The organism is Micromonospora sp. NBC_01740 (genome assembly GCF_035920365.1).
Taxonomy (GTDB): Bacteria; Actinomycetota; Actinomycetes; order Mycobacteriales; family Micromonosporaceae; genus Micromonospora; species Micromonospora reichwaldensis.
Genome location: NZ_CP109150.1, coordinates 389838 through 413903, shown reverse-complemented (window position 1 = coordinate 413903; position 24066 = coordinate 389838). Strand labels below are relative to the sequence as shown.

At 74.3% G+C, this 24066-nt stretch carries 20 protein-coding genes, 2 tRNA genes and 1 pseudogene; 13 read left to right on the top strand and 10 right to left on the bottom strand.

What is annotated here, in order from left to right; all coding sequences use genetic code 11:
* Positions 1–100: 100 nt before the first annotated feature.
* From OG989_RS01800 to OG989_RS01785, 4 genes are all read left to right on the top strand, one after another.
* Positions 101–3148 (top strand): UPF0182 family membrane protein, encoded by a 3048-nt coding sequence (locus OG989_RS01800; protein WP_327029509.1) that lies wholly within the window; start codon positions 101–103, stop codon positions 3146–3148.
* A 622-nt stretch (positions 3149–3770) separates the two neighbouring features.
* A tRNA-Met gene (locus OG989_RS01795) sits at positions 3771–3847 on the top strand.
* A 746-nt stretch (positions 3848–4593) separates the two neighbouring features.
* Positions 4594–4670, top strand: a tRNA-Met gene (locus OG989_RS01790).
* Between the two features lie 293 nt (positions 4671–4963).
* Positions 4964–5215 (top strand): hypothetical protein, encoded by a 252-nt coding sequence (locus tag OG989_RS01785; protein WP_151455355.1) that lies wholly within the window; start codon positions 4964–4966, stop codon positions 5213–5215.
* A 135-nt stretch (positions 5216–5350) separates the two neighbouring features.
* Here OG989_RS01785 and OG989_RS01780 read toward each other — a convergent pair whose 3' ends face one another.
* Positions 5351–6682 (bottom strand): ABC transporter substrate-binding protein, encoded by a 1332-nt coding sequence (locus OG989_RS01780; RefSeq protein ID WP_225852276.1) that lies wholly within the window; start codon positions 6680–6682, stop codon positions 5351–5353.
* A 166-nt stretch (positions 6683–6848) separates the two neighbouring features.
* Between OG989_RS01780 and OG989_RS01775 the strand changes: the two genes are divergently transcribed.
* The gene (locus tag OG989_RS01775) at positions 6849–7682 is read left to right on the top strand and encodes a phosphoribosylaminoimidazolesuccinocarboxamide synthase (protein ID WP_151455357.1); all 834 of its coding nucleotides are present in this window, start codon (positions 6849–6851) and stop codon (positions 7680–7682) included.
* A 63-nt stretch (positions 7683–7745) separates the two neighbouring features.
* Here the strand turns inward: OG989_RS01775 and glpK are convergent, their stop codons facing one another.
* Positions 7746–9230, bottom strand: a complete 1485-nt coding sequence (glpK, locus tag OG989_RS01770) for a glycerol kinase GlpK (protein ID WP_327029508.1) — start codon at positions 9228–9230, stop codon at positions 7746–7748.
* A 93-nt stretch (positions 9231–9323) separates the two neighbouring features.
* On the opposite strand from glpK, the gene OG989_RS01765 reads away from it, so the two are divergent.
* Entirely contained in the window at positions 9324–10262 is a 939-nt protein-coding gene (locus tag OG989_RS01765) for a ribose-phosphate diphosphokinase (protein ID WP_327029507.1), read from the top strand.
* A gap of 29 nt (positions 10263–10291) precedes the next feature.
* On the opposite strand, the gene OG989_RS01760 is transcribed toward OG989_RS01765, so the two are convergent.
* The gene (locus OG989_RS01760; protein WP_151455360.1) at positions 10292–10759 is read right to left on the bottom strand and encodes an ATP-binding protein; all 468 of its coding nucleotides are present in this window, start codon (positions 10757–10759) and stop codon (positions 10292–10294) included.
* A gap of 120 nt (positions 10760–10879) precedes the next feature.
* On the opposite strand from OG989_RS01760, the gene macS reads away from it, so the two are divergent.
* Both macS and OG989_RS01750 read left to right on the top strand, forming a co-directional pair.
* Positions 10880–12010 (top strand): MacS family sensor histidine kinase, encoded by a 1131-nt coding sequence (gene macS / locus OG989_RS01755; protein ID WP_327029506.1) that lies wholly within the window; start codon positions 10880–10882, stop codon positions 12008–12010.
* Positions 12011–12024: 14 nt separating this feature from the next.
* On the top strand, positions 12025–12687 hold the full coding sequence (locus tag OG989_RS01750; RefSeq protein ID WP_151455371.1) for a response regulator: 663 nt from the start codon (positions 12025–12027) through the stop codon (positions 12685–12687).
* Positions 12688–12741: 54 nt separating this feature from the next.
* Here the strand turns inward: OG989_RS01750 and OG989_RS01745 are convergent, their stop codons facing one another.
* The 3 genes from OG989_RS01745 to OG989_RS01735 form a co-directional block, all read right to left on the bottom strand.
* Positions 12742–13314, bottom strand: coding sequence for a DUF5709 domain-containing protein (locus OG989_RS01745; RefSeq protein ID WP_151455362.1), 573 nt, complete (start codon positions 13312–13314; stop codon positions 12742–12744).
* 105 nt (positions 13315–13419) lie between these two features.
* Positions 13420–14148, bottom strand: coding sequence for an ATP-binding protein (locus OG989_RS01740; protein WP_327029505.1), 729 nt, complete (start codon positions 14146–14148; stop codon positions 13420–13422).
* Between the two features lie 86 nt (positions 14149–14234).
* Entirely contained in the window at positions 14235–15233 is a 999-nt protein-coding gene (locus OG989_RS01735; protein ID WP_151455364.1) for an SDR family oxidoreductase, read from the bottom strand.
* Between the two features lie 216 nt (positions 15234–15449).
* Between OG989_RS01735 and OG989_RS01730 the strand changes: the two genes are divergently transcribed.
* Positions 15450–16652: a glycosyltransferase gene (locus OG989_RS01730; protein WP_327029504.1), complete on the top strand. Its 1203-nt coding sequence runs from the start codon at positions 15450–15452 to the stop codon at positions 16650–16652.
* Here the strand turns inward: OG989_RS01730 and OG989_RS01725 are convergent.
* The 4 genes and pseudogenes from OG989_RS01725 to aroA form a co-directional block, all read right to left on the bottom strand.
* Positions 16607–17603, bottom strand: a pseudogene (locus OG989_RS01725) (hypothetical protein). The gene OG989_RS01730 and the pseudogene OG989_RS01725 overlap by 46 nt on opposite strands.
* A gap of 26 nt (positions 17604–17629) precedes the next feature.
* Complete coding sequence (gene hisN / locus OG989_RS01720) at positions 17630–18448, bottom strand: histidinol-phosphatase (protein WP_151455367.1); 819 nt, start codon at positions 18446–18448, stop codon at positions 17630–17632.
* Positions 18449–18472: 24 nt separating this feature from the next.
* Positions 18473–19417, bottom strand: coding sequence for a ribosome small subunit-dependent GTPase A (rsgA, locus tag OG989_RS01715; RefSeq protein ID WP_151455372.1), 945 nt, complete (start codon positions 19415–19417; stop codon positions 18473–18475).
* A gap of 165 nt (positions 19418–19582) precedes the next feature.
* Positions 19583–20884 (bottom strand): 3-phosphoshikimate 1-carboxyvinyltransferase, encoded by a 1302-nt coding sequence (aroA, locus tag OG989_RS01710; protein WP_151455368.1) that lies wholly within the window; start codon positions 20882–20884, stop codon positions 19583–19585.
* Positions 20885–20986: 102 nt separating this feature from the next.
* Between aroA and OG989_RS01705 the strand changes: the two genes are divergently transcribed.
* The 4 genes from OG989_RS01705 to OG989_RS01690 all read left to right on the top strand — a co-directional run bounded on the left by OG989_RS01705 (position 20987) and on the right by OG989_RS01690 (position 24065).
* Positions 20987–21694, top strand: coding sequence for an SOS response-associated peptidase (locus OG989_RS01705; protein ID WP_151455369.1), 708 nt, complete (start codon positions 20987–20989; stop codon positions 21692–21694).
* Positions 21695–21888: 194 nt separating this feature from the next.
* Entirely contained in the window at positions 21889–22281 is a 393-nt protein-coding gene (locus OG989_RS01700) for a WhiB family transcriptional regulator (RefSeq protein WP_121399693.1), read from the top strand.
* Between the two features lie 83 nt (positions 22282–22364).
* Positions 22365–22979 carry an alpha/beta hydrolase family protein gene (locus tag OG989_RS01695; RefSeq protein WP_327029503.1) on the top strand — a complete coding sequence of 205 codons (615 nt, stop codon included), beginning with the start codon at positions 22365–22367 and terminating at the stop codon, positions 22977–22979.
* A gap of 246 nt (positions 22980–23225) precedes the next feature.
* Positions 23226–24065, top strand: coding sequence for a sigma-70 family RNA polymerase sigma factor (locus tag OG989_RS01690; protein ID WP_327029502.1), 840 nt, complete (start codon positions 23226–23228; stop codon positions 24063–24065).
* Position 24066 lies beyond the last annotated feature (1 nt).

The window sequence follows — 24066 nt, the reverse complement described above, 5'->3', positions numbered from 1 at the left end:
CGACGCCGTGTGACCTTGGACCGACACGTTCAGGAACACCCCGTACTCTGGGTGCCTGGTCGGAGCCGATCACATCGAGCGTGCGGAGCCAACAGTGGTCATGAAGAGCAGCAGCCCCCTGCCGAGGATGAGCCGACGCGGACGCGTCACGATCGGTGTCCTGGTCGGGGTGTTCGTGCTCTTCACCCTGCTCGGCTGGGGTGTCCGGGCGTGGACGGACTGGCTGTGGTTCGACGAGGTCCGCTACACCGGGGTCTTCACGGGGGTGCTGACGACCCGGCTGCTGCTCTTCTTCGCCGTCGGCCTCGGCATGGCGCTGATAGTCGGCGGCAACCTCTGGCTGGCCCAGCGGCTGCGCCCCCGGATGCGCCCGCACTCGCCGGAGCAGGCCACCCTGGAGCGTTACCGGATGCTGCTGGGCCCCCGGCTAGGCCTGTGGATCACGCTGGTCGCCACCGTGGTCGGCCTCTTCGCCGGGCTGTCGGCGCAGAGCCGGTGGAACCAGTGGCTGCTCTTCCGCAACGGCGGGGACTTCGGCGTGAAGGACCCGGAGTTCGGCATCGACGTCGGCTTCTACGTCTTCCAGTTGCCGTTCCTGCGCTACCTGCTCGGCGTGGGCTTCACCGCCGTGGTGCTCTCCGTGATCGGCGCGCTCGCCGTGCACTACGTCTTCGGCGGCGTCCGCCTCCAAGGCGTCGGCGACCGGATGACCAACGCCGCCCGGGCCCACCTGAGCACGCTCGTCGCGGTCTTCGTCCTGCTCAAGGCGCTCGCGTACGTGCTGGACCGGCGCGCGATGCTGCTGGAGTACGGCAACGGCCCCGTCTACGGCGCCGGCTACGCCGACGTCAACGCGCTGCTGCCGGCCAAGGAGATCCTCGCCTACATCTCCATCGTCGTGGCGATCGCGATCATCGTCTTCTCCAACGCCTGGATGCGGAACCTGGTCTGGCCGGGCATCTCGCTCGCCCTGCTGGGCGTCTCCGCCGTCGCCATCGGCGGCGTCTACCCCTGGGCGGTGCAGACCTTCGAGGTCAAGCCCAGCGCGAAGGAGAAGGAGGCGCCGTACATCGAGCGGAGCATCAAGGCCACCCGCTCGGCGTTCGGCCTGGAGGCGGCCACCACCACGCCGTACGCGGCGAGCAACCTGACCCCGCCGGCGACCCTCGCCACGGACACCTCCGTGGTGCCGAACATCCGGCTGCTCGACCCGCAACTGGTCTCCGAGACGTACACCCAGCGCCAGCAGGTCCGGCAGTTCTACGACTTCGGCGAGAAGTTGGACGTCGACCGGTACGGCGTCAACGGCAAGGTGCAGGACTACGTGGTGGGCCTGCGCGAGGTCAACTACCGGCAGTTGACCCCCCAGCAGAACACCTGGATCAACCGGCACACCGTCTACACCCACGGCTACGGGCTCGTGGCGGCGCCCGGCAACCGGGTGGTCTGCGGCGGTCAGCCCTTCTTCGTCTCCGGCTTCCTCGGCGACCCGCAGGAGCAGCAGAAGGAGCAGGGCCAGCAGACGAGCGAGCAGTGTGCCTCGCAGACCGAGCAGATCGCGGCGAAGCAGCCCCGCGTCTACTACGGCGAGCGGATGGACGCCAGCGACTACGCGATCGTCGGCCAGAGCGACCCGGCGCGGAAGGCGGAGTTCGACCGCCCGGTCGGCGAGGGCGGCGAGTCCTACACCTACACCGGTGAGGGCGGCGTCGAGATCGGCTCGTTCACCCGGCGGCTGCTTTACGCGATCAAGGAGCAGGAGTCGAACTTCCTGCTCTCCGACGCGGTCAACGACAACTCGAAGCTGCTCTACGTGCGCAACCCCCGCGACCGGGTGGAGAAGGTCGCCCCGTTCCTCACCCTCGACGGCGACCCGTACCCGGCGGTGGTCGACGGCCGGATCCAGTGGATCATCGACGGTTACACCACGGCGGCGACCTACCCGTACGCCGAGCGCGTCAACCTCCAGGAGCAGACGGCCGACGAGCTGACCGGGCGGGGCACCTTCCAGCTCGCCCGGGAGAACGTCAACTACATCCGCAACTCCGTGAAGGCCACCGTCGACGCGTACGACGGCACGGTCCGGCTCTACGAGTTCGACGAGACCGACCCGGTGCTCAAGGCGTGGAACAAGGCGTTCGGCGGTGACCTGGTGCTGCCGAAGTCGGAGATCCCGGCCGAGCTGGCCGAGCACTTCCGCTACCCGGCCGACCTGTTCAAGGTGCAGCGCAACCTGCTGACCCGGTTCCACGTGACCGACCCCGGCGCCTTCTACTCCGAGACGGACTTCTGGCAGGTGCCGAACGTGCCGGACGCCCCCGACACCGGCCAGAAGCAGCCGCCCTACTACCTCTACACGCAGTTCCCCGGCCAGGAGTCGGCGCGCTTCCAGCTCACCTCGGCGGTCACCCCGAACGGCCGGGAGAACCTCGCCGCGCTGATCTCCGGGTCGTACGTGGACGGGCAGCCGAGACTGGAGGTGCTCGACCTGCCCGACCAGACCCGGGTCTCCGGCCCGGTGCAGGTGCACCAGTCGATGACCAACAACGCGAACATCCGGCAGCAGCTCAACCTGCTCCAGTCCCAGCAGGCCCAGGTGCAGTACGGCAACCTGCTCTCCCTGCCGTTCGGCGACGGCATGCTCTACATCGAGCCGGTCTACGTGAAGACCGCCGCGCAGAACGCGCCGCCGCTGTTGCAGCGGGTGCTGATGTCGTACGGCGACGGCGGCTCCTACGTGGTGCTGGCCAACAACGTGACCGACGGCATCAAGCAGCTCGTCGAGCAGGGCAAGCAGGCCGCCGCCCCGGGCACCCCGCCGCCCGCCGGCGGCACCCCGCCCCCGGCCGGGGGCACGCCGCCGGGTGGGACCGCACCTCCGCTGACCGGCGAGCTGGCCGAGGCGGCGAACCGCGTACAGACCGCCATCGCGGAGGTCCGGGCCGCGCAGACCTCGGGCGACTTCGAGCGGTACGGGCGCGCGTTGAAGGCGCTCGACGAGGCGCTCACCGCCTTCCAGCGGGCCCAGCAGGCCGCCAGCACCCCGGCGTCCCCGGCACCCGGCGCCAGCGCTCCCGCGTCCCCGACGCCCAGCGCCCCGGCGTCCCCGGCACCGGGTGGCAGCGCCTCACCCACCCCGGGCGGCTGACCCGCACCGCCCTCACAGCGCCCCCGGCCGACGGACCGTTCCGGTCCCGACACCGGGGGCGCTGTCGCGTTCGCGACCACCGGCCGGGCACCGCAACCCGCCGTCCCACGTCGCCGTGGAGGAGGCGTACGCCCGGACCTGGCGGCACTGTGGGCCGGACCGGCCGCCCACCCGGCGCCGGAGGCGTGGCTGCGGCTGGTGGTCGCCCGGCTGCCCAAGACCGGTGGCGCGATTGCAGCGTTGGCGCGTGGCGCGTGGCGCGTGGCGCGTGGCGTGGGGCGTGGGGCGTGGGGCGGGCGCGCGCCACACGTGGCGTTGAGCCGCACCCACCGGGCCGCCTGAACCGGTGCCGCCGCCGAACGAGGACGGCGTGCTGCTGGCGGGCGCGCTGCGCCGGTTGCCGGACGCCCAGCGGCAGGCGCTCGCCCTGTACTACCGCCTCGACATGTCGGTGCGGTCAGTACCAGTGCGGGGGCGCTCCGCGAGCAGCCAGTCGTCGTTGCCGCCCCATCGCCCGGGAGACGTAGGTGCCCGCAGACACCGTCAAGTCGTGGTTGTCGTGGAGTGTCCCCGGGGTCGTTTTGCGGCGACGGGGGTCGGTGGGATACGGTATACGAACCGACGCGGGGTGGAGCAGCTCGGTAGCTCGCTGGGCTCATAACCCAGAGGTCGCAGGTTCAAATCCTGTCCCCGCTACCACGTCGGAACGGCCCCGGACTTCAATCCGGGGCCGTTCCGCATTTCCGGGCCACCGCTGCCCGACGATCACGCGGCTCCGGCTCCGGCTCCGGCTCCGGCTCCGGCTCCGTGCCGCCCGCCGCCTGCCGCCCACCGTCGGCTGCCGCCGCCGCTCGCCGCTGCATGCCTGCCTGCCGTCGCCTGCCGCTGCCCACCTGTTTGCTGCATGCCTGCCCGCTGCCCGCTGCCCGTTGGCTGGACCGGCGGTTGTGCATTGCGTCAGTGCGGAGGCGGAGTGACTGACGTCACGCGATCCGTCGGCGGACATCGGCGGGGGCGACAACACGGCGGCGAGAACCGCGACCGGTCGCGCAGGAACGCCAACGGCCACCACTGGCGACGGACGCACGGCCGAACGACCGGACAGGCGGGCGTGCGGCGGCGTGATCAGGACTCCATGGACCTTAAAAAGCCCGGATAACGTCCATGGCGTCCTGATCACCGGATTCTCGCGCGAGAAGGCAGCGTGCGCACCAAAGGAGGCAGCCCGGAGGCGGGCCGGAGCCCGGAGGTGGCCGGGAGCCCGGAAGCGGACCGAGATGTGCCATTACCGCCACTGCGGCCGGGCGCGGCGTGAGTCGGGCTGGGGCGTCGGGTGCCTCGTGCCGGCCTCCGGCGCCGGTTTGCGCTGGTCAGGGCAGGGTTTACCGCAGGATCGGGGGTCCGCTGATCATCGCCCGTCGGGTGCGCTAGAGTTAACGAGCCGACGCGGGGTGGAGCAGCTCGGTAGCTCGCTGGGCTCATAACCCAGAGGTCGCAGGTTCAAATCCTGTCCCCGCTACCACGTCGAAGAGGCCCCGGAGATTCTCTCCGGGGCCTCTTCGCATCTTGCCTCCGGCGTCGACGTGTCGCATCGGTCGACGACGGGCTTCGTCACCCACGGACTACGACGCACCCGCCGACATGCGGGCCGGCCGGCGGGAGTGGCGAGCCTGGGACATCCACGACTCCGTGCTCCGGGTGCTCGCGGTGCGGGGCGCGGGCCGACCAACGGAACGGTGCCAGGCGTGCCCGGGCGCGGCGCGCGTTCCTGTTGACCGACGTGCCGAGGTTGCGGTTGTCGGCGAAGATGTGGGCATGTCTTCTTTCGGTAAGTGGTGGGGCCGGTTGACCGCCGTTTTCGGTGCGGTCGTGTTGTCGGTGTTCGTGCCCGTTGCGGCCTGGGCGTCCACCGGCACGGGTGAGCTCGTGGTGGAGGCCGCGCGGCGGCGGCGCGGTGGTGGCGGCTTCGGCTTCATCGGCCTGCTCTGCTGCCTGGTCGTGGTGGCCGGCGTCGTCTTCCTCCTGATGCGCATGATGCGCAACCGCCGAGGCGGTCCGCCGCGCTGAGGCGGGTCCGCCGCGCTGAGGCGGCCCGCTGGCGCGCCGGTGTTCCGGCAGCGCGACGGTGCCCTGCCCTGCCTCGGCCGAGGCAGGACATCCGACCCGGCACCCCCGCCGGTGGCGGCCTCGTGGTGACCGGCCCTATCCGGCCAGCGCCGCGTCCGCCCGGGCCATGAAGCGGGTCGTCGCCGCCCGAGGGCCGGTCCGGCCGCCGCGAATGCTCTCGGCGGCCTCCAGCAGCAGCGCCCGCACCCGGGGGTGGCCCTGCGGCGGTGGGCTGGGCGCCGGTCCCAGCCGGGCGGCCAGTGCGGTGCCGAGGGCGGCCGCGCGCCGCTGCGCCGGCTCGGTGATGCTGCCCTCGACGTAGCTGCGCACGGCGAGGCTGGGGCTGAGCCCGCGCTCGTGACCGAGCACGCTGCCCGCCTCGCCGTTGCCGGTCAGGAAGTTGATCACGTCGGCGACCAGGTCGGGGTGCCGGGTGCCGCGGAAGGCCGCCCAGTACATCGACGCCCGGTGCCACTGGGCCTCCGGGGGACCCGGCATGGCGGCCAGGCCCAGCTCGGCGTCGGTGAGGCGTTGGAGTTCCGGTAGCTGGTGCGACCAGGCGAACGAGGCGGCCGTCGCGCCGGTGACCACGAGCTGCTGGATGGGTTCGCCGCCGTCGGCCTGCTCCACGAGTGCGGCGCTCGGGGTGGCCCGGCTGGAGCGGGCACGCCGCCACAGGTCGAACCATTCGATCAGCGCGTCGGCGTCGAAGCCGAGCTGTCGACCGCGGTAGAACTCACCGCCCTGGCCGCGCAGCCAGAGCCAGAGCGCCCGGTAGTCGCCGGACGGGTCCATCGTGCCGGCCACCCGGCCGTCGCTCGCCCGGGTGACCCGTCGCGCCCAGGCGACGTACTCCGCCCAGGACATTCCCGTGTTCGGCTCGGGCAGCCGCAGCCGGCGCAGCAGCGTGCGGTCGTAGACCACGGCGGCGGCGGTCTGTGCCGCTGCGACGCCGACCGTACGGCCGTCGACCTGCCCGTACCGGACCAGGCCCTGGGGCAGGGTGCGCAGGTCCAGGCGGTGGTCGGCGACGTACCCGCTGAGGTCCAGGACGATCTCGCGGCGGGCGTACTCGGCGAGCATGCTGTCGTCGAGCTGGATCAGGTCGGGCACGTTGCCGCCCGCGGCCTGGGTGGCCAGCCGGTCGTAGTAGCCGCCGGCGCCCTGCCAGGTGATCCGGAAACCGACGCGGGGATTGCGGTCGGTGTAGAGCCGCAGCACCCGCTCGGTGAGTTCGGCCCGCTTCGCCCCGCCGTACCAGAAGACCGACAGCTCGACGGGCCCGGTCTCCTCGGGGGCCGTCCGGCCCTCGGTGCACCCGGTGAGCCCGCCGGTCGCGAGCACCGGCGCACCCAGCATCGCGGCGAGCACCCGACGTCGGCCCGGATCCGCTTCGGCGCGGGGCAGCGGGGATCGGGCAACGGGCACGAAGAACTCCTGGCGGACCGGTGGGGCGGGCGGCCGGATCATTCACGCAGGCGCGCGCGAGGGTGTCAACGTACGTCCGGCCACACCACCACATCCCAGGCGTACGCATCGATGCCCGCAGCCACCGGCGGAGGCCGTGGCCGGCCCGCATGGTGTACTAGGGCGCGTGGAACTTCTGCACTCGGGCAAGGTGAGGGATGTCTACGCCGACGGCGAGGACCTGATCCTGGTCGCCTCCGACCGCATCTCGATCTACGACGTGGTGCTGCCGACGCCGATCCCCGACAAGGGCAAGCTGCTCACCGCGCTCTCGCTGTGGTGGTTCGAGCAGCTCGCCGACCTGGTGCCGAACCACGTCATCTCCGCCACCGACGTGCCGGCGGAGTTCGCCGGTCGGGCGATCCGCTGCCGGCGGCTGGAGATGGTCGCGGTGGAGTGCGTCGCCCGGGGCTACCTGACCGGCGGCGGCCTGAAGGAGTACCAGCGCACCGGCGCGGTCTCCGGCGTCGAGCTGCCGCGCGGGCTGGTCGAGGCGTCCATCCTGCCCGAGCCGATCTTCACCCCGTCGACCAAGGCGCCGGTGGGCGAGCACGACGAGCCAATCACCTTCGCCGAGGTGGTGGACAAGGTCGGCGCCGAGACCGCCGAGCGGCTGCGCCGGATCACGCTCGACGTCTACCGCCGGGGGGCCGAGCTGGCCGCCGACCGGGGCATCCTGGTCGCCGACACCAAGATCGAGCTGGGCTGGGCGCCGGACGGCACGCTGACCGTCGGCGACGAGCTGCTCACCTCCGACTCGTCCCGGTTCTGGCCGGCGGAGTCGTACCAGCCGGGCCGGGCGCAGTTCTCCTACGACAAGCAGTACGTCCGGGACTGGGCGGTGGAGAGCGGCTGGGACCGGCAGGGCCCGGCGCCCGAGGTGCCGGCCGAGGTGGTCGAGGCGACCCGGGCCCGCTACGTCGACGTCTACGAGAAGCTGACCGGCAACCGCTGGGACTGAGCGGGGGGCCGCCGGTGCCCGATGGACCGGGCGGCCTCGACGAGGTTCCGGGCGGCGCGGCGGTCAGTCCACCCAGTCGAGGGTGCGCTGGACGGCCTTGCGCCAGTTGCGCAGCTCCCGCTCCCGGTGCGCCGGTTCCATCGTCGACTCCCACTGCGCGTCGGAGCGCCACTGGCCACGCAGCGTCGCCAGGTCCGGCCAGAAGCCGACCGCCAGGCCGGCCGCGTACGCCGCGCCGAGGCAGGTGGTCTCGGTGATCCGGGACCGGACCACCGGCACGTCGAGCACGTCGGCGAGGAACTGCATCAGCAGCCCGTTGGCGGTCATCCCGCCGTCGACCCGCAGCCGGCGCAGCGCCACGTCGGAGTCGGCGTTCATCGCGTCGACCACCTCGCGGGTCTGCCAGGCGGACGCCTCCAGCGCGGCCCGGGCCAGGTGGCCCTTGGTGATGTAGCCGGTCAGCCCGGCGATGATCCCGCGCGCGTCGCTGCGCCAGTGCGGGGCGAACAGCCCGGAGAAGGCCGGCACGACGTAGCAGCCGCCGTTGTCGTCGACGGTGCGGGCCAACTCCTCCACCTCGGGCGCGGTGGAGATCAGCCCGAGGTTGTCACGCAGCCACTGCACCAGCGAGCCGGTGACCGCGATCGCCCCCTCCAGCGCGTACGCGGCGGGCTGGCCCTGGATGCGGTAGGCGACCGTGGTGAGCAGGCCGTGGGTGGAGGGGACCGGGCTGGCACCGGTGTTGAGCAGCAGGAAGCTGCCGGTGCCGTAGGTGCACTTGGCCTCGCCCGGCTGGAAGCAGGTCTGCCCGAACAGGGCGGCCTGCTGGTCGCCGAGCGCGCTGGCGACCGGCACCCCGGCCAGGACGCCGGTGGCCTCCCCGTAGACCTCGGCGGAGCTGCGGATCTCCGGCAGCATCGCGGCCGGCACCCCCATCGCGTCGAGCAGCTCCGGGTCCCAGTCGAGGGTGCTCAGGTCCATCAGCAGGGTGCGGCTGGCGTTTGTCACGTCGGTGACGTGCCGGCCGGTGAGCTTCCAGATCAGCCAGCTGTCCATCGTGCCGAAGAGCACCTCGCCGGCCTCGGCGCGCCCGCGCAGCCCGTCGACGTGATCCAGCAGCCACCGCAGCTTCGGCCCGGCGAAGTAGGTGGCCAGCGGCAGGCCGGTGCGGGAGCGGAACCGCTCCTCGCCGTACGCCTGGTCGAGCTCACGCAGCAGCGGCGCGGTGCGGGTGTCCTGCCAGACGATCGCGTTGGCCACCGGCCGCCCGGTGGCCCGGTCCCAGACGAGCGTGGTCTCCCGCTGGTTGGTGATGCCCACGGCGGCGAGCCCGGCGGCGTCGGTGCCGGCGGCGTGCAGCGCCTCCCGGACCACCCGCTGGACGTTGTCCCAGATCTCCTCGGCGTCGTGCTCCACCCAGCCCGGCCGGGGGAAGATCTGCCGGTGCTCCCGCTGGGCGACGGAGACGATCTCCCCGGCCCGGTCGAAGACGATGCACCGCGAGGAGGTGGTGCCCTGGTCGATGGCGGCGACGTACTGGGGGGTCACGGCAGCACCGTACCCGGCCCGACCGATCTTCGCCGGCCGGCGGCGGGCCCCGCCGCGGAACGGGTCCCGATCACGTCCGTACGATGTGCGGACGTGCGTGACATCGCCGTCTTCAGTGGTACCGCCCACCCCGAACTCGCCGCCGAGATCTGCACCCATCTCGACGTGCCGCTGCACCCGGTGCGGGTCTCCCGGTTCGCCAACGACTGCCTGGAAGTGCAGTTGCAGGCCAACTGCCGGGAGCGGGACGTCTTCCTGATCCAGCCGTTGGTGCCGCCCGTGCAGGAGAACCTGGTCGAGCTGCTGCTCATGATCGACGCGGCCCGGGGTGCCTCGGCCGGCCGGATCACCGTGGTGCTGCCGCACTACGCGTACGCGCGCTCCGACAAGAAGGACGCGCCGCGCATCTCGATCGGCGGGCGGCTCGTCGCCGACCTGCTCACCTCGGCGGGCGCGGACCGGGTGCTGGCGATGACCCTGCACTCGCCCCAGGTGCACGGCTTCTTCAGCGTGCCGGTCGACCACCTGCACGCGCTGCGCGAGCTGGCCGACCACTTCACCCGCTACGACCTGAGCAACACGGTGGTGGTCTCGCCGGACCTCGGCAACGCCAAGGAGGCGGCGGCGTTCGCGCGGCGGCTCGGCACCCCGGTGGCCGCCGGGGCGAAGCAGCGGTTCAGCGACGACCGGGTCAAGATCAGCGCGGTGATCGGCGACGTGACCGACCGGGACGTGATCGTGCTGGACGACGAGATCGCCAAGGGCAGTACGGTGATCGAGCTGATGGAGCACCTGCGCGAGCTCCGGGTCCGCTCGATCCGGCTGGCCTGCACCCACGGCCTCTTCTCCAGCGGCGCGTTGCAGCGGCTGAGTGAGCAGGAGGGCGTGCTGGAGATCGTCTGCACGAACACGGTGCCGATCCCCGCCGACAAGCGGGTGCCGAAGCTGGAGATCCTGTCCGTGGCGCCGGCCCTGGCCGAGGCGATGCGCCGGATCCACAACGGCGAATCGGTAAGCGCCCTCTTCGCCTGACCCGCCCCGGGCCGCAGGTCCCGCCGGGGTCAGTCGCGGCGGTGGCGGCCGGTGTGCTGGGGGGCCGCGACGGCGGTGCTGATGCGGACCGTCGTGCCGCGGGCGCCGGTCTCCACGTCCATGCTGTCGCTCAGCTCCCGGGCCAGCCAGAGACCCCATCCGCCGGCGGTGTCGGCGGCGGGGCGGCTCCGGTCGCCCAGCCGCTGCGTGCTGATTCCCTGCCCGTGGTCGGCGACCTCGCAGAACAGGTGGCCCGACTCCCGCCACAGCCGCAGCCAGCCCCGGCCGCCGCCGTGCCGGACCGCGTTGGTGATCAACTCGTTGACCGCGAGCACGAAGTCGTCCAGCCGCTGCCCGCTCAGCCCCGCCGCGTGCGCGCAGGAGGTGACCGAGTGGCGAAGCTCGGTCACCTGGGCTTGGTCGAAGGCCTCGGCGATGAGGAGGGAAGGTTCGATGGGCACAACCGTACGCTGTGCTCCGGGTTCCGCATTCGTCATGGCCCCGTCCCGACAGCGGATCGTGGATGTTTCGCGGCATTTCCACCGTACGTCAGGGTTTCTCCGGCCGCATCCGACGGCCCACAGGACCGTCCTGGCGGCTGTGGCATCGTGACGGGCGTGTCGACGCCGCCCGGTGGTTTCGAGGTCCCGCTCTGGCGCGCCATCGCCGTGTTCCGGGTGGCCTCCCTGGCGTACGTCTGCGTGCTGGCGCTCCGGGACGCCGACCGGTACGCCCATCCGCTCGCGGCCGGCGGCCTGGTCCTGCTGATGGCGGCCTGGACCGGCGTGACCGCCGTCAACTACGCCCACCCGGCCCGCCGAGGCTGGCCGCTGCTCCTGGCGGACCTGGGGGTCGTCGTCGGCATCATGCTGGCCACCCCGTGGGTGATCGGGCGGGCGGCGCTCGCCGCCGGCGTGCCCAGCCTCACCGTGGCCTGGCTGGCCGGACCGGTGCTGGCCTGGGCGGTCTCCGGCGGCCGGCGCCGGGGCACGGTCGCCGCGCTGGCGCTCGGCGCGGTGGACCTCGCCACCCGCGAACGGATCGGCCAGTCGTCGCTCACCGGGACGATCCTGCTGCTGCTCGCCGGCGTGGTGGTCGGGCACGTCGCCCGGCTGGCGGTGACCGCCGAGGAGCGGCTGCACCGGGCGGTGGAGCTGGAGGCCGCCACCCGGGAGCGGGAGCGGCTGGCCCGGGACATCCACGACGGCGTGCTCCAGGTGCTGGCGCTGGTGCAGCGGCGCGGCGCCCACCTGGACGGCGAGGCAGGGGAACTGGCCCGGCTCGCCGGGGAACAGGAGGCCGCGCTGCGCGCCCTGATCGGCGGCGCCACGCCGGTCGCGCCCACCGCCCACGGCGGGCCGGTGGACCTGCGTGGGCTGCTCGGCCGGTACGCCTCGGCGACGGTCTCGCTGTCCGCGCCGGCCACCCCGGTGCCCTTGCCCGGGCGGGTCGCCCACGAACTGGCCGCCGCGACCGCCGCCGCCCTCGACAACGTGGCCCGGCACACCGACGGGCGGGCCTGGGTGCTCGTCGAGGACGAGGGGGCGACGGTGACCGTGTCGATCCGCGACGAGGGGCCGGGGTTCCCGGACGGCCGGCTGGAGGAGGCCGCCGCCGAGGGCCGGCTCGGCGTCGCCCGGTCGATCCGGGGCCGCCTCGCGGACCTCGGGGGCACGGTGCGGATCACCTCCGCGCCGGGCGCCGGCACCGAGCTGGAACTGACCGTTCCGAGGGAGGGACAACCGTGACAGGCGTACGGGTGATGGTGGTCGACGACCACCCGATGTGGCGGGAGGGGGTGGCCCGGGACCTCACCGAGGCCGGCCACGTCGTCGTCGCCGCCAGTGGAGAGGGTCGGCAGGCGCTGCGGGTGGCCGCCGCCGCCCGGCCGGACGTGGTGATCCTCGACCTGCAACTGCCGGACGTCTCGGGGGTGGAGGTGGTCCGCGGGCTGCGCGCCGTGCTGCCGGAGGTGCGGGTGCTGATGCTCTCGGCCAGCGGCGAGCAGCAGAGCGTGCTCGACGCGGTGAAGGCGGGCGCCACCGGCTACCTGGTCAAGTCGGCCGCCCCGGCGGAGTTCCTGGAGGCGGTGCGCCGGACGGCGGCGGGGGAGCCCGTCTTCACGCCCGGCCTGGCCGGGCTGGTCCTCGGCGAGTACCGCCGGCTCGCGGCCGACCCGGACGGCGCCGGACACGCCGGCGGGCGCGACGCCCGGGGTGCCGGCCCGGCGCCCCGCCTGACCGACCGGGAGACCGAGGTGCTGCGCCTGGTCGCCAAGGGGATGTCCTACAAGCAGATCGCCGAGCGGCTCGGGCTGGCCCACCGCACCGTGCAGAACCACGTGCAGAACACGCTCGGCAAGCTCCAACTGCACAACCGGGTCGAGCTGACCCGGTACGCGATCGAACGGGGCCTCGACGACTGAGGGGCCGCCGGGGAACCGCCCCCGAAGGGTTCCCCGACGGCCCCCCGGGCCGGTTCAGACCGAGTGCGGTGGACGCGTCTCGTGGATGGCCAGCTCCTCGGCGCTCGCGCCGCCGCCGGCCGAACCGGCGTCGTACGCCACCGAGTCGGTCTCCTGGTCGGTGTGCGCCCCCTCGTCCGGTTCGACGAGCCGGCCGACCTGGCCGTCGCTGACACTGCCCAGCTTGCCGTGGTCGTAGAGCGACACCGGCGAGTCCGGGTCGGAGGTGGGGCCGGGATCGATGACGTCCGCGTCGAGCTGGGCCTGCGCCGCCGCCTCCTGGCTGTCGGCCTCGGCGGCGATGTCCGGGTCGACGGGGCCGGCGAGCGGGTCGTCGGCCGGGCGTTCGTGCTGCTCCCGGTCGAGCTTGTAGTCCAGCGACTCGCCGTCGAGCTGCTCCTCGGCGGTGTTCCCGTACCGGTCCACCGCGACCGGCGTCCGGTCGCCCGGCAGCTGGGCGGGCTCCGGGCCGTCCGCCTCGCGCCCGGTCAGGACGTCGTCGTTGGCGGTCGAGTCGTCGTCGGCGGTGTCGGGCAGGCCCTCCGCCTCGGGGTCGGACACGGGGGTCGGGTACTCGTCGTCGCGCATGGCTGATCACTACCCACTGCCCTCCCGGCATAACCGGTGCCGCCCGTGGCCATCCGGGCGGAAGGGGCACGTCGGGGGACGCCGGGGCAGGAATCGGGGCGGCGGTCAGCCGGGGTGGGCGGTGGTCTCGTCGTCGGCGTGCAGCACGCACCAGACGACCTTGCCGTCCGGCACCCGGCTGCTGCCCCAGCTGCGGGCGACGGTGTCGATCAGCAGCAGGCCGCGCCCGCCCGCGGTGTCCAGCGGCGGCTGTCCGGTGAACGCCGGCTGACGCGGCGAGTGGTCGCGTACCGCCAGGTGCAGCGCGCCGCCCCGGGGTGCCAGGCGGACCGTCATCGGGGTGTGCGCGTGGGCGACCACGTTGTTCACCATCTCGGTGACCGCGATGCCGGCCGGCTCGATCAGCTCGGGCAGGTCCCAGCGCCCGCAGCCCTCCGTCACGAGCTGCCGGGCCTGCCGGGCCGCCCCGACGGCGGGGGGAAGGTCGGTCTCGGCCACTGCGGCCAGCGGCGCGGCGGCCAGCCCGGCCAGCGCCCCGGCCAGGGTCGGCCAGGCGGGCACCCCCTCGACGGCGCCGGTCGGATCGCAGAGCAGCAGGTCGGCGGCGGGCCAGTCGCGTACCTCCCGGCACACCTCGGCGAAGACGTCCCGGGCGGCCGGGTCGGTCACCCGCAGGGCGGTGAGGTCGGCGAGGACCGGGCCGGGTCGGCAACAGAACTGAGCGAGCAGGCCGTCGCGCACCACGCCGACGCCGGACCGGTCGAGTGTCCCGGTCAGCCGGAGCACGCCGGACGCCCCGTCCGCCTCCACCCGGCAGCCCGCGTCGGTGGACATGATCGGCTCCGTCCCGCCTTGCGGGCCAGGCAGCGCACCGTGCACCGTCCGCCCGGACCGCGCACCCGACCGCTCGGCCCCCGGCATCAGCGTCTCGTTCCCGCGCGGCGGGTCATCGCGGCCACCGTCCCGACGGCCGTCCCCGCCGCGGCCAGCCCGAAGGCGGCGGTCATCCGCACCAGGTGCCGCCGCCGGCCGTGCCAGCCGCCCTCGCGCTGCGCCGCCGCGTCGGCGTGGAAGACGTTGCCGGTGCTCTCCGGCCGTGGCGCGGGCCCGAACTGGGTGCGGTGCGCGTACCAGCCGAGGACCCGCTCGGCGAACGCCGGGGCGAGCCGCCACTGGAGGCCGATCAGCCGGGCGGCGCCGCCGGCGTACGCCTCGCGCCTCGGGCGGCGCAGCAGCCGGACGATCGTCTCGGCCACCACCTCGGGCGGGTAGACCGGGGGCGGCGGCACCAGTTCCCGGCCGCTGTGGTTGGCGGCGTGCCGGAAGAACGGGGTGTCGATGGTGGCCGGCAGCACCGTGCAGATGGAGATGTTGCCCCGCCCGGTGACCCGCATCTCCTGGCGGACCGTGTCGGCCAGCCCGCGGATGCCGTGCTTCGTGGCGTTGTACGCCGACTGGTAGGGCATCGCCACCTCGGCCAGCACGGAGGCGTTGTTGACCAGCACCCCGCCACCCGCCGCGCTCAGGTGGGGCAGGGCGGCCCTGGTGCCGTACGCGGCGCCCAGCAGGTTGACCTCCAGCACCCGGCGGAACTCCGCCACGGGGATCTCGTCGAAGAGCCCGACCGCGCCGACCGCGGCGTTGTTGATCCAGCCGTCGATCCGGCCGAACTCGGCGACCGCGCGGGCGGCGAGCCGTTCGACGGCCGCCGGGTCGGTCACGTCGGTCGGCACCGCCAGGGCCCGCCCGCCCAGCTCCCGGCACCGCACGGCGACCTCCTCCAGCGCCGCTTCGCTGCGGGCGGCCAGCACCACGGCGGTGCCGCGCCGGGCGAGGGCGTACGCGGTGGCCGTACCGATGCCGCTGGAGGCGCCGGTGAGCACGACGGTGGCGTCGGCGAGGCTGCGGGTGAGAGGCATTCCTCGCCCGTACCCCCGTCGGCAGGGGTCATGCGGCCGGCGCCGGTCGGATACTCGCGGCCCCGGGTCGGGGTGTCGCCCGCCCCGCAACAGTTGCCGTCGCGCAAGCACCCGCCGGGCTCTTCCCGATCTGCCAGGTTTCGGCTCCCGGGGGTTCGGTTAATGGGACCCTCTGACCGAGGACCACCGCTTGAGAAGATCGCATGGAGGTGACCCATGCGCGTCGGCCTCGTCTGCGCGCACGCCGGCCCAGCCAGGGGCACCGACGGCCTGACCGTCGGCACCCACCAGCACATCGCCCGGGTCGCCGCCGAACTCGCCGCGCGGGGCCACGACGTTCGGGTGTACGAACGCCGCGACGACCCGGCCCTGCCGGAGACGGCGACGGTCGACGGCTACCGGGTGGAGCGGGTGCCGATCGGCCCGGCCGCCCCGCTGCCCACCGCCGAACTGGTGCCGCACGTGTCGGCGTTCGGCGCCTGGCTGGCCGAGAGGTGGACGGGCGACTGGGATCCCGAGGTGGTGCACGGGCACTACTGGGTCGGCGGGTTGGCCGCCGCGCACGCGGTCCGCGAGACGGACGTCCCGGTGGTGCAGACGTTCCATTCCCTCGGCGTCGAGCAGCTGCGCCACCTCGGCCGGCAGTACGACGGGCCGGGGGAGCGGATCCCGCTGGAGCGGGCGCTGACCCGGGCGGTGGACATCGCGGTCGCCCAGTGCAACGACGAGGTCGACGAGCTGACCCGGATGGGGTTGCAACGCGCCTCCGTGGCGATGGTGCCGGCCGGCGTCGACACCGCGCAGTTCCACCCCGACGGCGAGGCCGCGCCCCGCGACCAGCGGGCCCGGATCCTCTCCGTCGGCGGGCTCTCGGCCGGGCACGGCCAGGAGGACCTGATCCGGGCCATGCGACTGGTCGGCGACGCCGAGCTGGTGATCGCCGGCGGCCCGCCCGTCGGGCAGCTCGCCAACCACGCCGAGGCCCGGCGGCTGCGCGAGCTGGCCGAGCGCAGCGGGGTGGCCGACCAGGTGAAGCTGGTGGGCGCGGTGCCGCACGAACAGATGGCCACCTGGTACCGCTCGGCGGACGTGGTCGCCTGCACCCCGCACTACTCGTCCGCCGGCCGGGTGTCGCTGGAGGCGATGGCCTGCGGGGTGCCGGTCGTCGGCTACTCGATGGGCGGGATCGCCGACGCCGTGGTCGACGAGGTCACCGGCCGGTTGGTGCCGCCGGGCGACGTCCGCGCGCTGGGCGTGACGCTGCGCCGGCTGCTCGCCGACAACGCCGGGCGGTTCGCGTACGGGCACGCCGCCGTCGACCGGGTGCGGTGCAGCTACACCTGGGAGCGGACGGCGGGCGCGCTGGAGCGCCTCTACGAGCGGGTGGTGAGCCGCCGCAAGCCGGTCGAGGCGGCCTGACCGGGGCCGGCGGTCCGAGGCGGCCTGACCCGGGCCGGCCGCTCCCGGGCCCGTTCAGAGCGGGCGACCGGGCGCTCCGACGCCCACCATGCGCCGGTCGCGTTCCCCGGCCACCGCGTGGTGGTGCTGGGGTTCGGCGTACCGGGTGAGACCGATGACCGCCGCGAGGGTGACCAGGAACCCGACCGCGGCGAGCCACTCCCGCCCGGGCCAGATCTTGTCGTTGAGCAGGAGCAGGCCGACGATCGCGGCGGGCACCGCCCCGGCGGCGTCCATCGCCGCCACGGCGGCCGTGGTCGAGCCGCGTTGCATGGCCAGGCCGAGCAGCAGCTGGCCGACGACCGAGTGGACGATCAGCAGGTAGAGCAGCGGATCCTGGACGAACGCCTCCGGCGTCGGGGCGGAGGCGAGGGGCCGGGCGGCCACCGCGGCGGCGGAGAACGCCAGCCCGGCCAGCGCGCCGAGCGCCACCGAGCCGGGCGCCCCGTGCAGGCGTACGGCGAAGAAGCCGATCACGGCGATCACGCCGAGCGCCACCGCCAGGGCGATCAGGCCGGCGGTGCCGAGCGGCTTGGCCGGCGCGGGCTCGGCGGAGAGCACCAGCGCGGTGATGCCGGCGAACAGCAGCACCAGCAGGGCCACCTCGGCGGCCGGCAGCCGCCACTTCAGCACCAGCACGCCGAGCAGGGCGGTGACCCCGAGCCCGGCGGCGACGCTGGACTGGACCAGGAACAGCGGCAGGTCCCGGCGGGCGAGCAGGGCCAGCACGAACCCGGCGACCTGGCAGCCGAGCCCGACCAGGTACGTGCGGTGCCCCGCCAGCCGCAGCAGCAGTCCCGGGTCGAAGGAGTGGTGCACGGTGGTGCGGGCGGCGGCCACCGACTGGAGCAGGTTGGCGACGCCGTACGCGACGATCATGGCCGCGAGGAAGCACCAACCGGAGGAGACCACCTGGCGAGGATAGAGGCTGCCGGAGGTCAGTGCTCGGTTGGCCGACCCAGCCGGGCGAGGATGTCGGCGTGCAGCGCGCCGTTGCTGGCAACGGCGCTGCTCTCGGTGCCGGCGTCGCCGGAGGGGGCGGGCCGGCCGGCCAGGTCGGTGAACGTCCCGCCCGCCTCGGTGACGATCGGCACGAGCGCGGCGACGTCCCACAGCGACAGCTCCGGCTCCACCATCACGTCCAGCGCACCCTCGGCCAGCAGCATGTAGCCGTAGAAGTCGCCGTACGCCCGGCTGCGCCAGGTGTCCCGCATGAGCTGGAGCATCGCGTCCAGCCGCCCGGCGGACTCCCACCCCGTCAGCGACGAGTAGCAGAAGCTCGCGTCCGCGAGGTCCCGTACCGCGGAGACCCGGATCGGCGTGCCACCGGCGGCGTCCGGCCCCGCGTACGCGCCCTCGCCGAGCGCGCCCCACCAGCGGCGGCCGAGCGCCGGCGCGGAGACCAGTCCGGCGACCGGGCGGTCCCCCTCCAGCAGCGCGATCAGGGTGGCCCACACGGGCACGCCCCGGATGAAGTTCTTCGTGCCGTCGATCGGGTCGACCACCCAGCGGCGACCGTCCGGGCCGCTGGCGGGCTCCTCGCCGTACTCCTCGCCCAGCAGACCGTCGGCCGGCCGGTGCACGGCCAGCAGCGCCCGGATCTCCCGCTCCACCGCGGTGTCCGCGTCGGAGACCGGGGTCAGGTCGGGTTTCGCCTCGACCCGCAGGTCGAGCGCGCGGAACCGGGCCGTGGAGACGGCGTCGGCGGCGTCGGCGAGCAGGTGGGCGAGGGCGAGGTCGTCGGCGTACCCGGGCATGCCCAAACGGTAGCGGCGACCGGGTCAGGACCCCGCGAGCGGGTCGCCGGGATTCCGCTGGTCGGGTTCGCGCGCGTCGCCCTCGCCCGACCGGGAGGCCAGCAGCCGGCGGTACGAGGCCAGCCGCCGCGCGTCGGCCTTGCCGGCGGCGATCCAGGCGTCCAGCCCGCAGGCGGTCTCGTCCGGCGTGTGCGGGCAGTTGGCGGGGCAGTCGACCGTCCCCTCGACCAGGTCGGGGAAGCCGTGCAGCAGGCTGTCGGCGGAGACGTGCGCGAGCCCGAAGCTGCGTACCCCCGGGGTGTCGACGATCCAGCCGGCGGGGGCGTTCCCGCCGTGCGCCGGGTCCCGGGGCAGTCGCAGCGCCACCGCGCTCGTGGAGGTGTGCCGGCCCCGGCCGATCGCGCTGACCGTGCCGACCGCCCGGGCGGCGTCCGGCACGAGGCGGTTGACCAGCGTCGACTTGCCCACCCCGGAGTGCCCGACCATGACCGAGATCCGCCCGGCGAGCAGGTCGCGCAGGGCGTCGAGGTCGGAGTCCGGGCGGATCAGCACGTACGGCAGCTCCAGCTCGGCGTAGTAGTCGAGCACCGCCTCGGGGCCGGCCAGGTCGGCCTTGGTGAGGCAGAGCAGCGGCTCGATGCCGGCGTCGTACGCGGCCACCAGGCACCGGTCGATGAAGCCGGTGCGCGGCGGCGGGTCGGCCAGCGCGCTCACGATGACCAGCTGGTCGGCGTTGGCGACGACCACCCGTTCCAGGCGTCCCTCGGCGGTGGTCTCGTCGTCGTCGGCGGTGCGCCGCAGCACCGACGTCCGTTCGGCGATCCGGACGATCCGGGCCAGCGCCCCGGCCGCGCCGGAGGTGTCCCCGACCAGGCCGACGCGGTCGCCGACCACCACCGACTTGCGCCCCAGCTCCCGGGCCCGCATCGCGGTGACCAGGGGCGCGTCCGGCTCGGCGTCGGGCGGCACGCACGTGTAGCGGCCCCGGTCGACGGCGATCACGAAGCCGTCCACCGCGTCGGAGTGCCGGGGTCGGGTGCGGGTACGCGGGCGCGACGACTTGCCGGGCCGCACCCGGACGTCGTCCTCGTCGTACTCCCGCCGTCTGGTCGCCAGGACCCGCCCCCCGTCGTGTCAGCTCTTGCCGGTCACCAACGCCGACCATAGTGCCGGAAACTCGGGCATGGTCTTCGAGGTGCATGCCACGTCGCTCAACTCGATGCCGGGGACGGCCAGGCCGGCCACGGCGGCGGCGTGCGCCATCCGGTGGTCGTGGTAGGTCTCGAACACCCCGCCGTGCAGCGGCCGGGGCCGGATCTCGAGCCCGTCGGGGGACTCGGTGATGTCGGCGCCCAGGGCGGCGAACTCCCGCGCCAGCGCGGTCAGCCGGTCGGTCTCGTGGCCGCGGATGTGGCCGACGCCGGTGAACACCGACGGCGAGTCGGCGAGCATGGCCAGCGCGGTGAGCGCCGGGGTCAGCTCGCTGACGTCGGAGAGGTCGGCCTCGATGCCGTGCACCGCGCCGGTGCCCCGGACCGTCAGCCCGTCGGTGGAGAGGGTCACCTCGCCGCCCATCCGCTGGAGCAGCGAGCGGAGCTGCTCGACGGGCTGGGCGCTGCTGCGCGGCCAGCCCTGGAGGGTCACCTCGCCGCCGGTCACCAGGGCGGCGGCGAAGAACGGCACGGCACCCGAGAGATCCGGCTCGATCTCCCAGCCGCGCCCCGTCAGCGGGCCCGGCTCGACCACCCACACGTCGGGGGTGCCGTCGTCGACCGCCGCGCCGGCGGCCCGGAGCATCTGCACCGTCATCCGCAGGTGCGGCGCGGAGGGCACCGGCGGGCCCACGTGCCGGACCACCACGCCCCGGTCGAAGCGCGGCGCGGCCAGCAGCAGCCCGGAGACCAGCTGGCTGGAGGCGGACGCGTCGATCACCACCTCGCCGCCGGCCACCCGCCCGGCGCCGAGCACGGTCAGCGGCAGGCTGCCGGTGGCGGGCGCGTCCACGCGCGCGCCGAGGGAGCGCAGCGCCCCGATCAGCGGGCCGAGGGGCCGGGTGCGCGCCTGCGGGTCGCCGTCGAAGGTGATCCGCCCGTCGGCCAGGCCCGCCACGGGCGGGACGAAGCGCATCACGGTGCCGGCCAGGCCGACGTCGACGTGCGCGGGGCCGACCAGCGGGTGGGGGCGGACCAGCCAGCGCTCGTCGTCGCTGATCGACATGTGCGCGCCCATCGCGCGCAGCCCGGCGGCCATCAGCTCGGTGTCCCGCGCGCGCAGCGGCCCGGCCAGGGTCGACGGTCCCCCGGCCAGCGCGCTCAGCACCAGGGCGCGCGCGGTCATCGACTTGGACCCGGGCAGGCGCAGCGTCGCCGCGACCGGGTCGGAGGCGGTCGGAGCGGTCCACGGCTGCGGCGGCCGGGTCGCGATCAGGTTCCCCACGGTTACATTCTGCCGCGTCCGACGGCGGGTGGCGCCGGCCGGCACGCGTCCTCCCGGTCAGCGGGACAGCCGGGCGGCGCGCGGCGGGTTAGCGTGTGCGGCATGTGCGGGAGGTACGCGACGACCCGGAGCGCGGGCGACCTGAGCGCGCTGTTCGAGTCCCAGGACGAGACCGGCGACGGGGTAGGCCCCGACCACAACGTCGCGCCCACCGATCCGGTGCCGCTGGTGCGGGTCAGCCCGGAGGGCCACCGCGCGTTGTCGGTCGGCCGCTGGGGCCTGGTGCCGTCCTGGTCCAGGTCGCCCGCGGGCGCCGCCCGCATGATCAACGCCCGCGCCGAGACGGTCGCCACCAGCCGGGCGTACGCCGGGGCCTTCGCCCGCCGCCGCTGCCTCGTCCCCGCCGACGGCTGGTACGAGTGGGTCCGCGCGGCCGACGGGCGCAAGCAGCCCTACTACATGACCCCGTCGGACGGCTCGGTGCTCGCCTTCGCCGGCATCTGGTCGGTCTGGGACGGCTCCGGCGGCCCGCTGCTGACCTTCAGCGTGCTCACCACCGCCGCGCTGGGCGAGTTGGCCGAGGTGCACGACCGGATGCCGCTGCTGCTGCCCCGTGACCGCTGGGGGGCGTGGCTGTCGACCGACGAGCCGGAGGGCCTGCTCGCGCCGCCCCCGCCCGACTGGCTCGCGGCGCTGGAGATCCGCCCGGTGGGCACGGCGGTGGGCGACGTGCGTAACGACGGGCCGCAGTTGACCGAGAGGGTGCCGCTCGCCCGGGCCGCCGCGCCGGAGGAAATGACGCTCTTCTGACAGTCCGACACATTGTCGGGCGTGATTTGCCAGAGTTGCGGGCGAATCGTCGCCCCGACGTTCACCCATATTCGCCGTGAAGTCTTGTCCCGGTGTCCGGAAGTGCGATACAACACAGCGCCGGTAGTGGGCGCGACTCGCACGGGGCGGACGACGCACACCGATCTTGCCGGTCCCACGGGGGAGGTGGGTGGATGACACGGGCACGTATGCCCCGGCCGCACGAGGTGGCCACCGCACGACGGGATCCGCGGCTGTTGCGGGCGTTGCGGGAGCGGCGACAGGACGAGGCGTGGCGCACCAGGGGAACCTGCCAGAACGTCGACCCGGAAACGTTCTTTCCGGCGCCGAACGAGCCGGCCGACGCGGCCGTCGCGCTCTGCCGCAGCTGTGACGTGCAGGGATCCTGCCTGGCCTGGGCGCTGGACGTGGGTGACTGCCACGGCGTCTGGGGCGGCACCACACCGCGCGAACGGCGGGCGATGCTGGTCGCCTGGCGCGACGAGGTGCAACCGGATCCGGACGCCGCCCGCGAGGCGGGTCCGCCGGTCCGGGACCGGCTGCTCACCCTGGTGCCGCTGAGCTGACCGTCGACTGAACCGGTCGCAGCCGGCCCGCCACCTCGGCGGGCCGGCTGCCTGTCGTGCCCCGGACGCCGCAGAATGGGCCGATGGCCGAGGACGACGACGTACCCACCCCGCGCGGGCCCGCCCGGGTCGACACCGACCTGCCGGCGGGTGCGCCGAGCGCCCTGCTGGTGCTCGGGCACGGCGCGGGCGGCGACGTCGACGCTCCCGACCTGCGTGCGCTCCGGGACGCGGCGGTCGACGCCGGGCTGGTGGTGGCCCGGGTGACCCAGCCGTACCGCCTCGCCGGACGCCGTGCGCCGGCACCGGCGGGGCACCTCGACGAGGCGTGGACCGCCGTGCTCGCCGTGCTGCGGCAGCGGCATCCCGGCGTACCCCTGCTGGTGGGCGGCCGGTCCAGCGGCGCGCGGGTGGCGTGCCGCACCGCGCCCGCGGTGGGCGCCGCCGGGGTCGTCGCGCTCGCGTTCCCGCTGCATCCGCCCGGCCGCCCGGAGCGGTCGCGGGCGGCGGAGCTGGCGACCGGCCTGCCGACCCTCGTGGTCAACGGCGACCGTGACCCGTTCGGGGTGCCGGAGCCGGGGTCGGGGGTGCACGTGGTGACCCGCCCGGGGGAGCGGCACGACCTGCGGGGGGACCCGGCCGGCACGGCCGCCGTGGTGCGCGACTGGCTGCGCGGGCGGGGCTGGGCGCGAGGCTGAACCCACCCCCGCCGCCCCGCCGGGCGCTCCGGCGGGCCGTGTCCGCCTGCCGCGGCGGGTCGTTGCATCGGATGGCGCCGGACGCCCGGTTCGGGCGGGCGGCGCCGGTCCTCCCAGGCCCTTCCTGGTCCCAGCGTCGGCCTCCGCCGGCGCCGGGACCAGGAACGGGGGAGGTGAGCGGAATGCCCCGCCCCGTCGGGGGCGTTGCACCCCCCGGGACGACATTTCTGGCGAGGGGGGAGACCGGTGCCGACCGAGACGCGGGTCCGGGAACGGGACGAGCGGGGAGCGCGGCAGTTGCGACGGCTGCTGGGCGGCCCGGACTGGCCCGCGGTGGTGCCGCCGGTCGGCCCGGCCGCGGTGAGCACGCAAACGGTGAGTACGAGCACACCCGCCGGAAGTGAATCTGCGGGCACGTCCGTACGCGTATCCTCGGCGGGAAAGCATCCGACGCGAGGGGATGTGCGGTTGACGACCGAGAAGACGGACGAGCGCAGGGCCCGCTTCGAGCGGGACGCGATGCCCTTCGTCGATCAGCTCTACGCTGCCGGGCTGCGGATGACCCGCAACCCGGCGGATGCCGAGGACCTGGTCCAGGAGACCTACCTGAAGGCGTACGCCGCCTTCCACCAGTTCGAGCAGGGCACGAACCTGAAGGCCTGGCTCTACCGGATCCTGACCAACACCTACATCAACTCCTACCGCAAGCGGCAGCGCCAGCCCATCCAGGCGCCGACCGACGAGATCACCGACTGGCAGCTCGCCGAGGCCGAGTCGCACACCTCCAGCGGGCTGCGTTCGGCCGAGACCGAGGCGCTGGACCGGCTGCCGGACAGCGACGTCAAGGAGGCCCTCCAGCAGTTGCCGGAGGAGTTCCGCCTGGCCGTCTACCTCACCGACGTCGAGGGCTTCTCCTACAAGGAGGTCGCCGACATCATGGGCACGCCGATCGGCACGGTCATGTCGCGTCTGCACCGGGGCCGGCGTAACCTGCGCAAGCTGCTCGAACAGTACGCCGCAGAGCGGGGCTTCAGCGCCGCGGCGTCGAAGAAGGGCTCGACCGCTTCCGCCGGCCGGGAGGTCTGAC

Bases quoted from the DNA above. Each gene is read 5' to 3' on its own strand.
- OG989_RS01695 (WP_327029503.1), top strand. From the start codon at position 22,365: ATGGCCGAGGACGACGACGTACCCACCCCGCGCGGGCCCGCCCGGGTC.
- OG989_RS01735 (WP_151455364.1), bottom strand. From the start codon at position 15,233: ATGCCTCTCACCCGCAGCCTCGCCGACGCCACCGTCGTGCTCACCGGC.
- OG989_RS01800 (WP_327029509.1), top strand. From the start codon at position 101: ATGAAGAGCAGCAGCCCCCTGCCGAGGATGAGCCGACGCGGACGCGTC.
- OG989_RS01700 (WP_121399693.1), top strand. From the start codon at position 21,889: ATGACACGGGCACGTATGCCCCGGCCGCACGAGGTGGCCACCGCACGA.
- OG989_RS01760 (WP_151455360.1), bottom strand. From the start codon at position 10,759: ATGACGAATGCGGAACCCGGAGCACAGCGTACGGTTGTGCCCATCGAA.
- OG989_RS01705 (WP_151455369.1), top strand. From the start codon at position 20,987: ATGTGCGGGAGGTACGCGACGACCCGGAGCGCGGGCGACCTGAGCGCG.
- OG989_RS01730 (WP_327029504.1), top strand. From the start codon at position 15,450: ATGCGCGTCGGCCTCGTCTGCGCGCACGCCGGCCCAGCCAGGGGCACC.
- OG989_RS01750 (WP_151455371.1), top strand. From the start codon at position 12,025: ATGGTGGTCGACGACCACCCGATGTGGCGGGAGGGGGTGGCCCGGGAC.
- OG989_RS01745 (WP_151455362.1), bottom strand. From the start codon at position 13,314: ATGCGCGACGACGAGTACCCGACCCCCGTGTCCGACCCCGAGGCGGAG.
- hisN (WP_151455367.1), bottom strand. From the start codon at position 18,448: ATGCCCGGGTACGCCGACGACCTCGCCCTCGCCCACCTGCTCGCCGAC.
- OG989_RS01785 (WP_151455355.1), top strand. From the start codon at position 4,964: ATGTCTTCTTTCGGTAAGTGGTGGGGCCGGTTGACCGCCGTTTTCGGT.
- OG989_RS01740 (WP_327029505.1), bottom strand. From the start codon at position 14,148: ATGTCCACCGACGCGGGCTGCCGGGTGGAGGCGGACGGGGCGTCCGGC.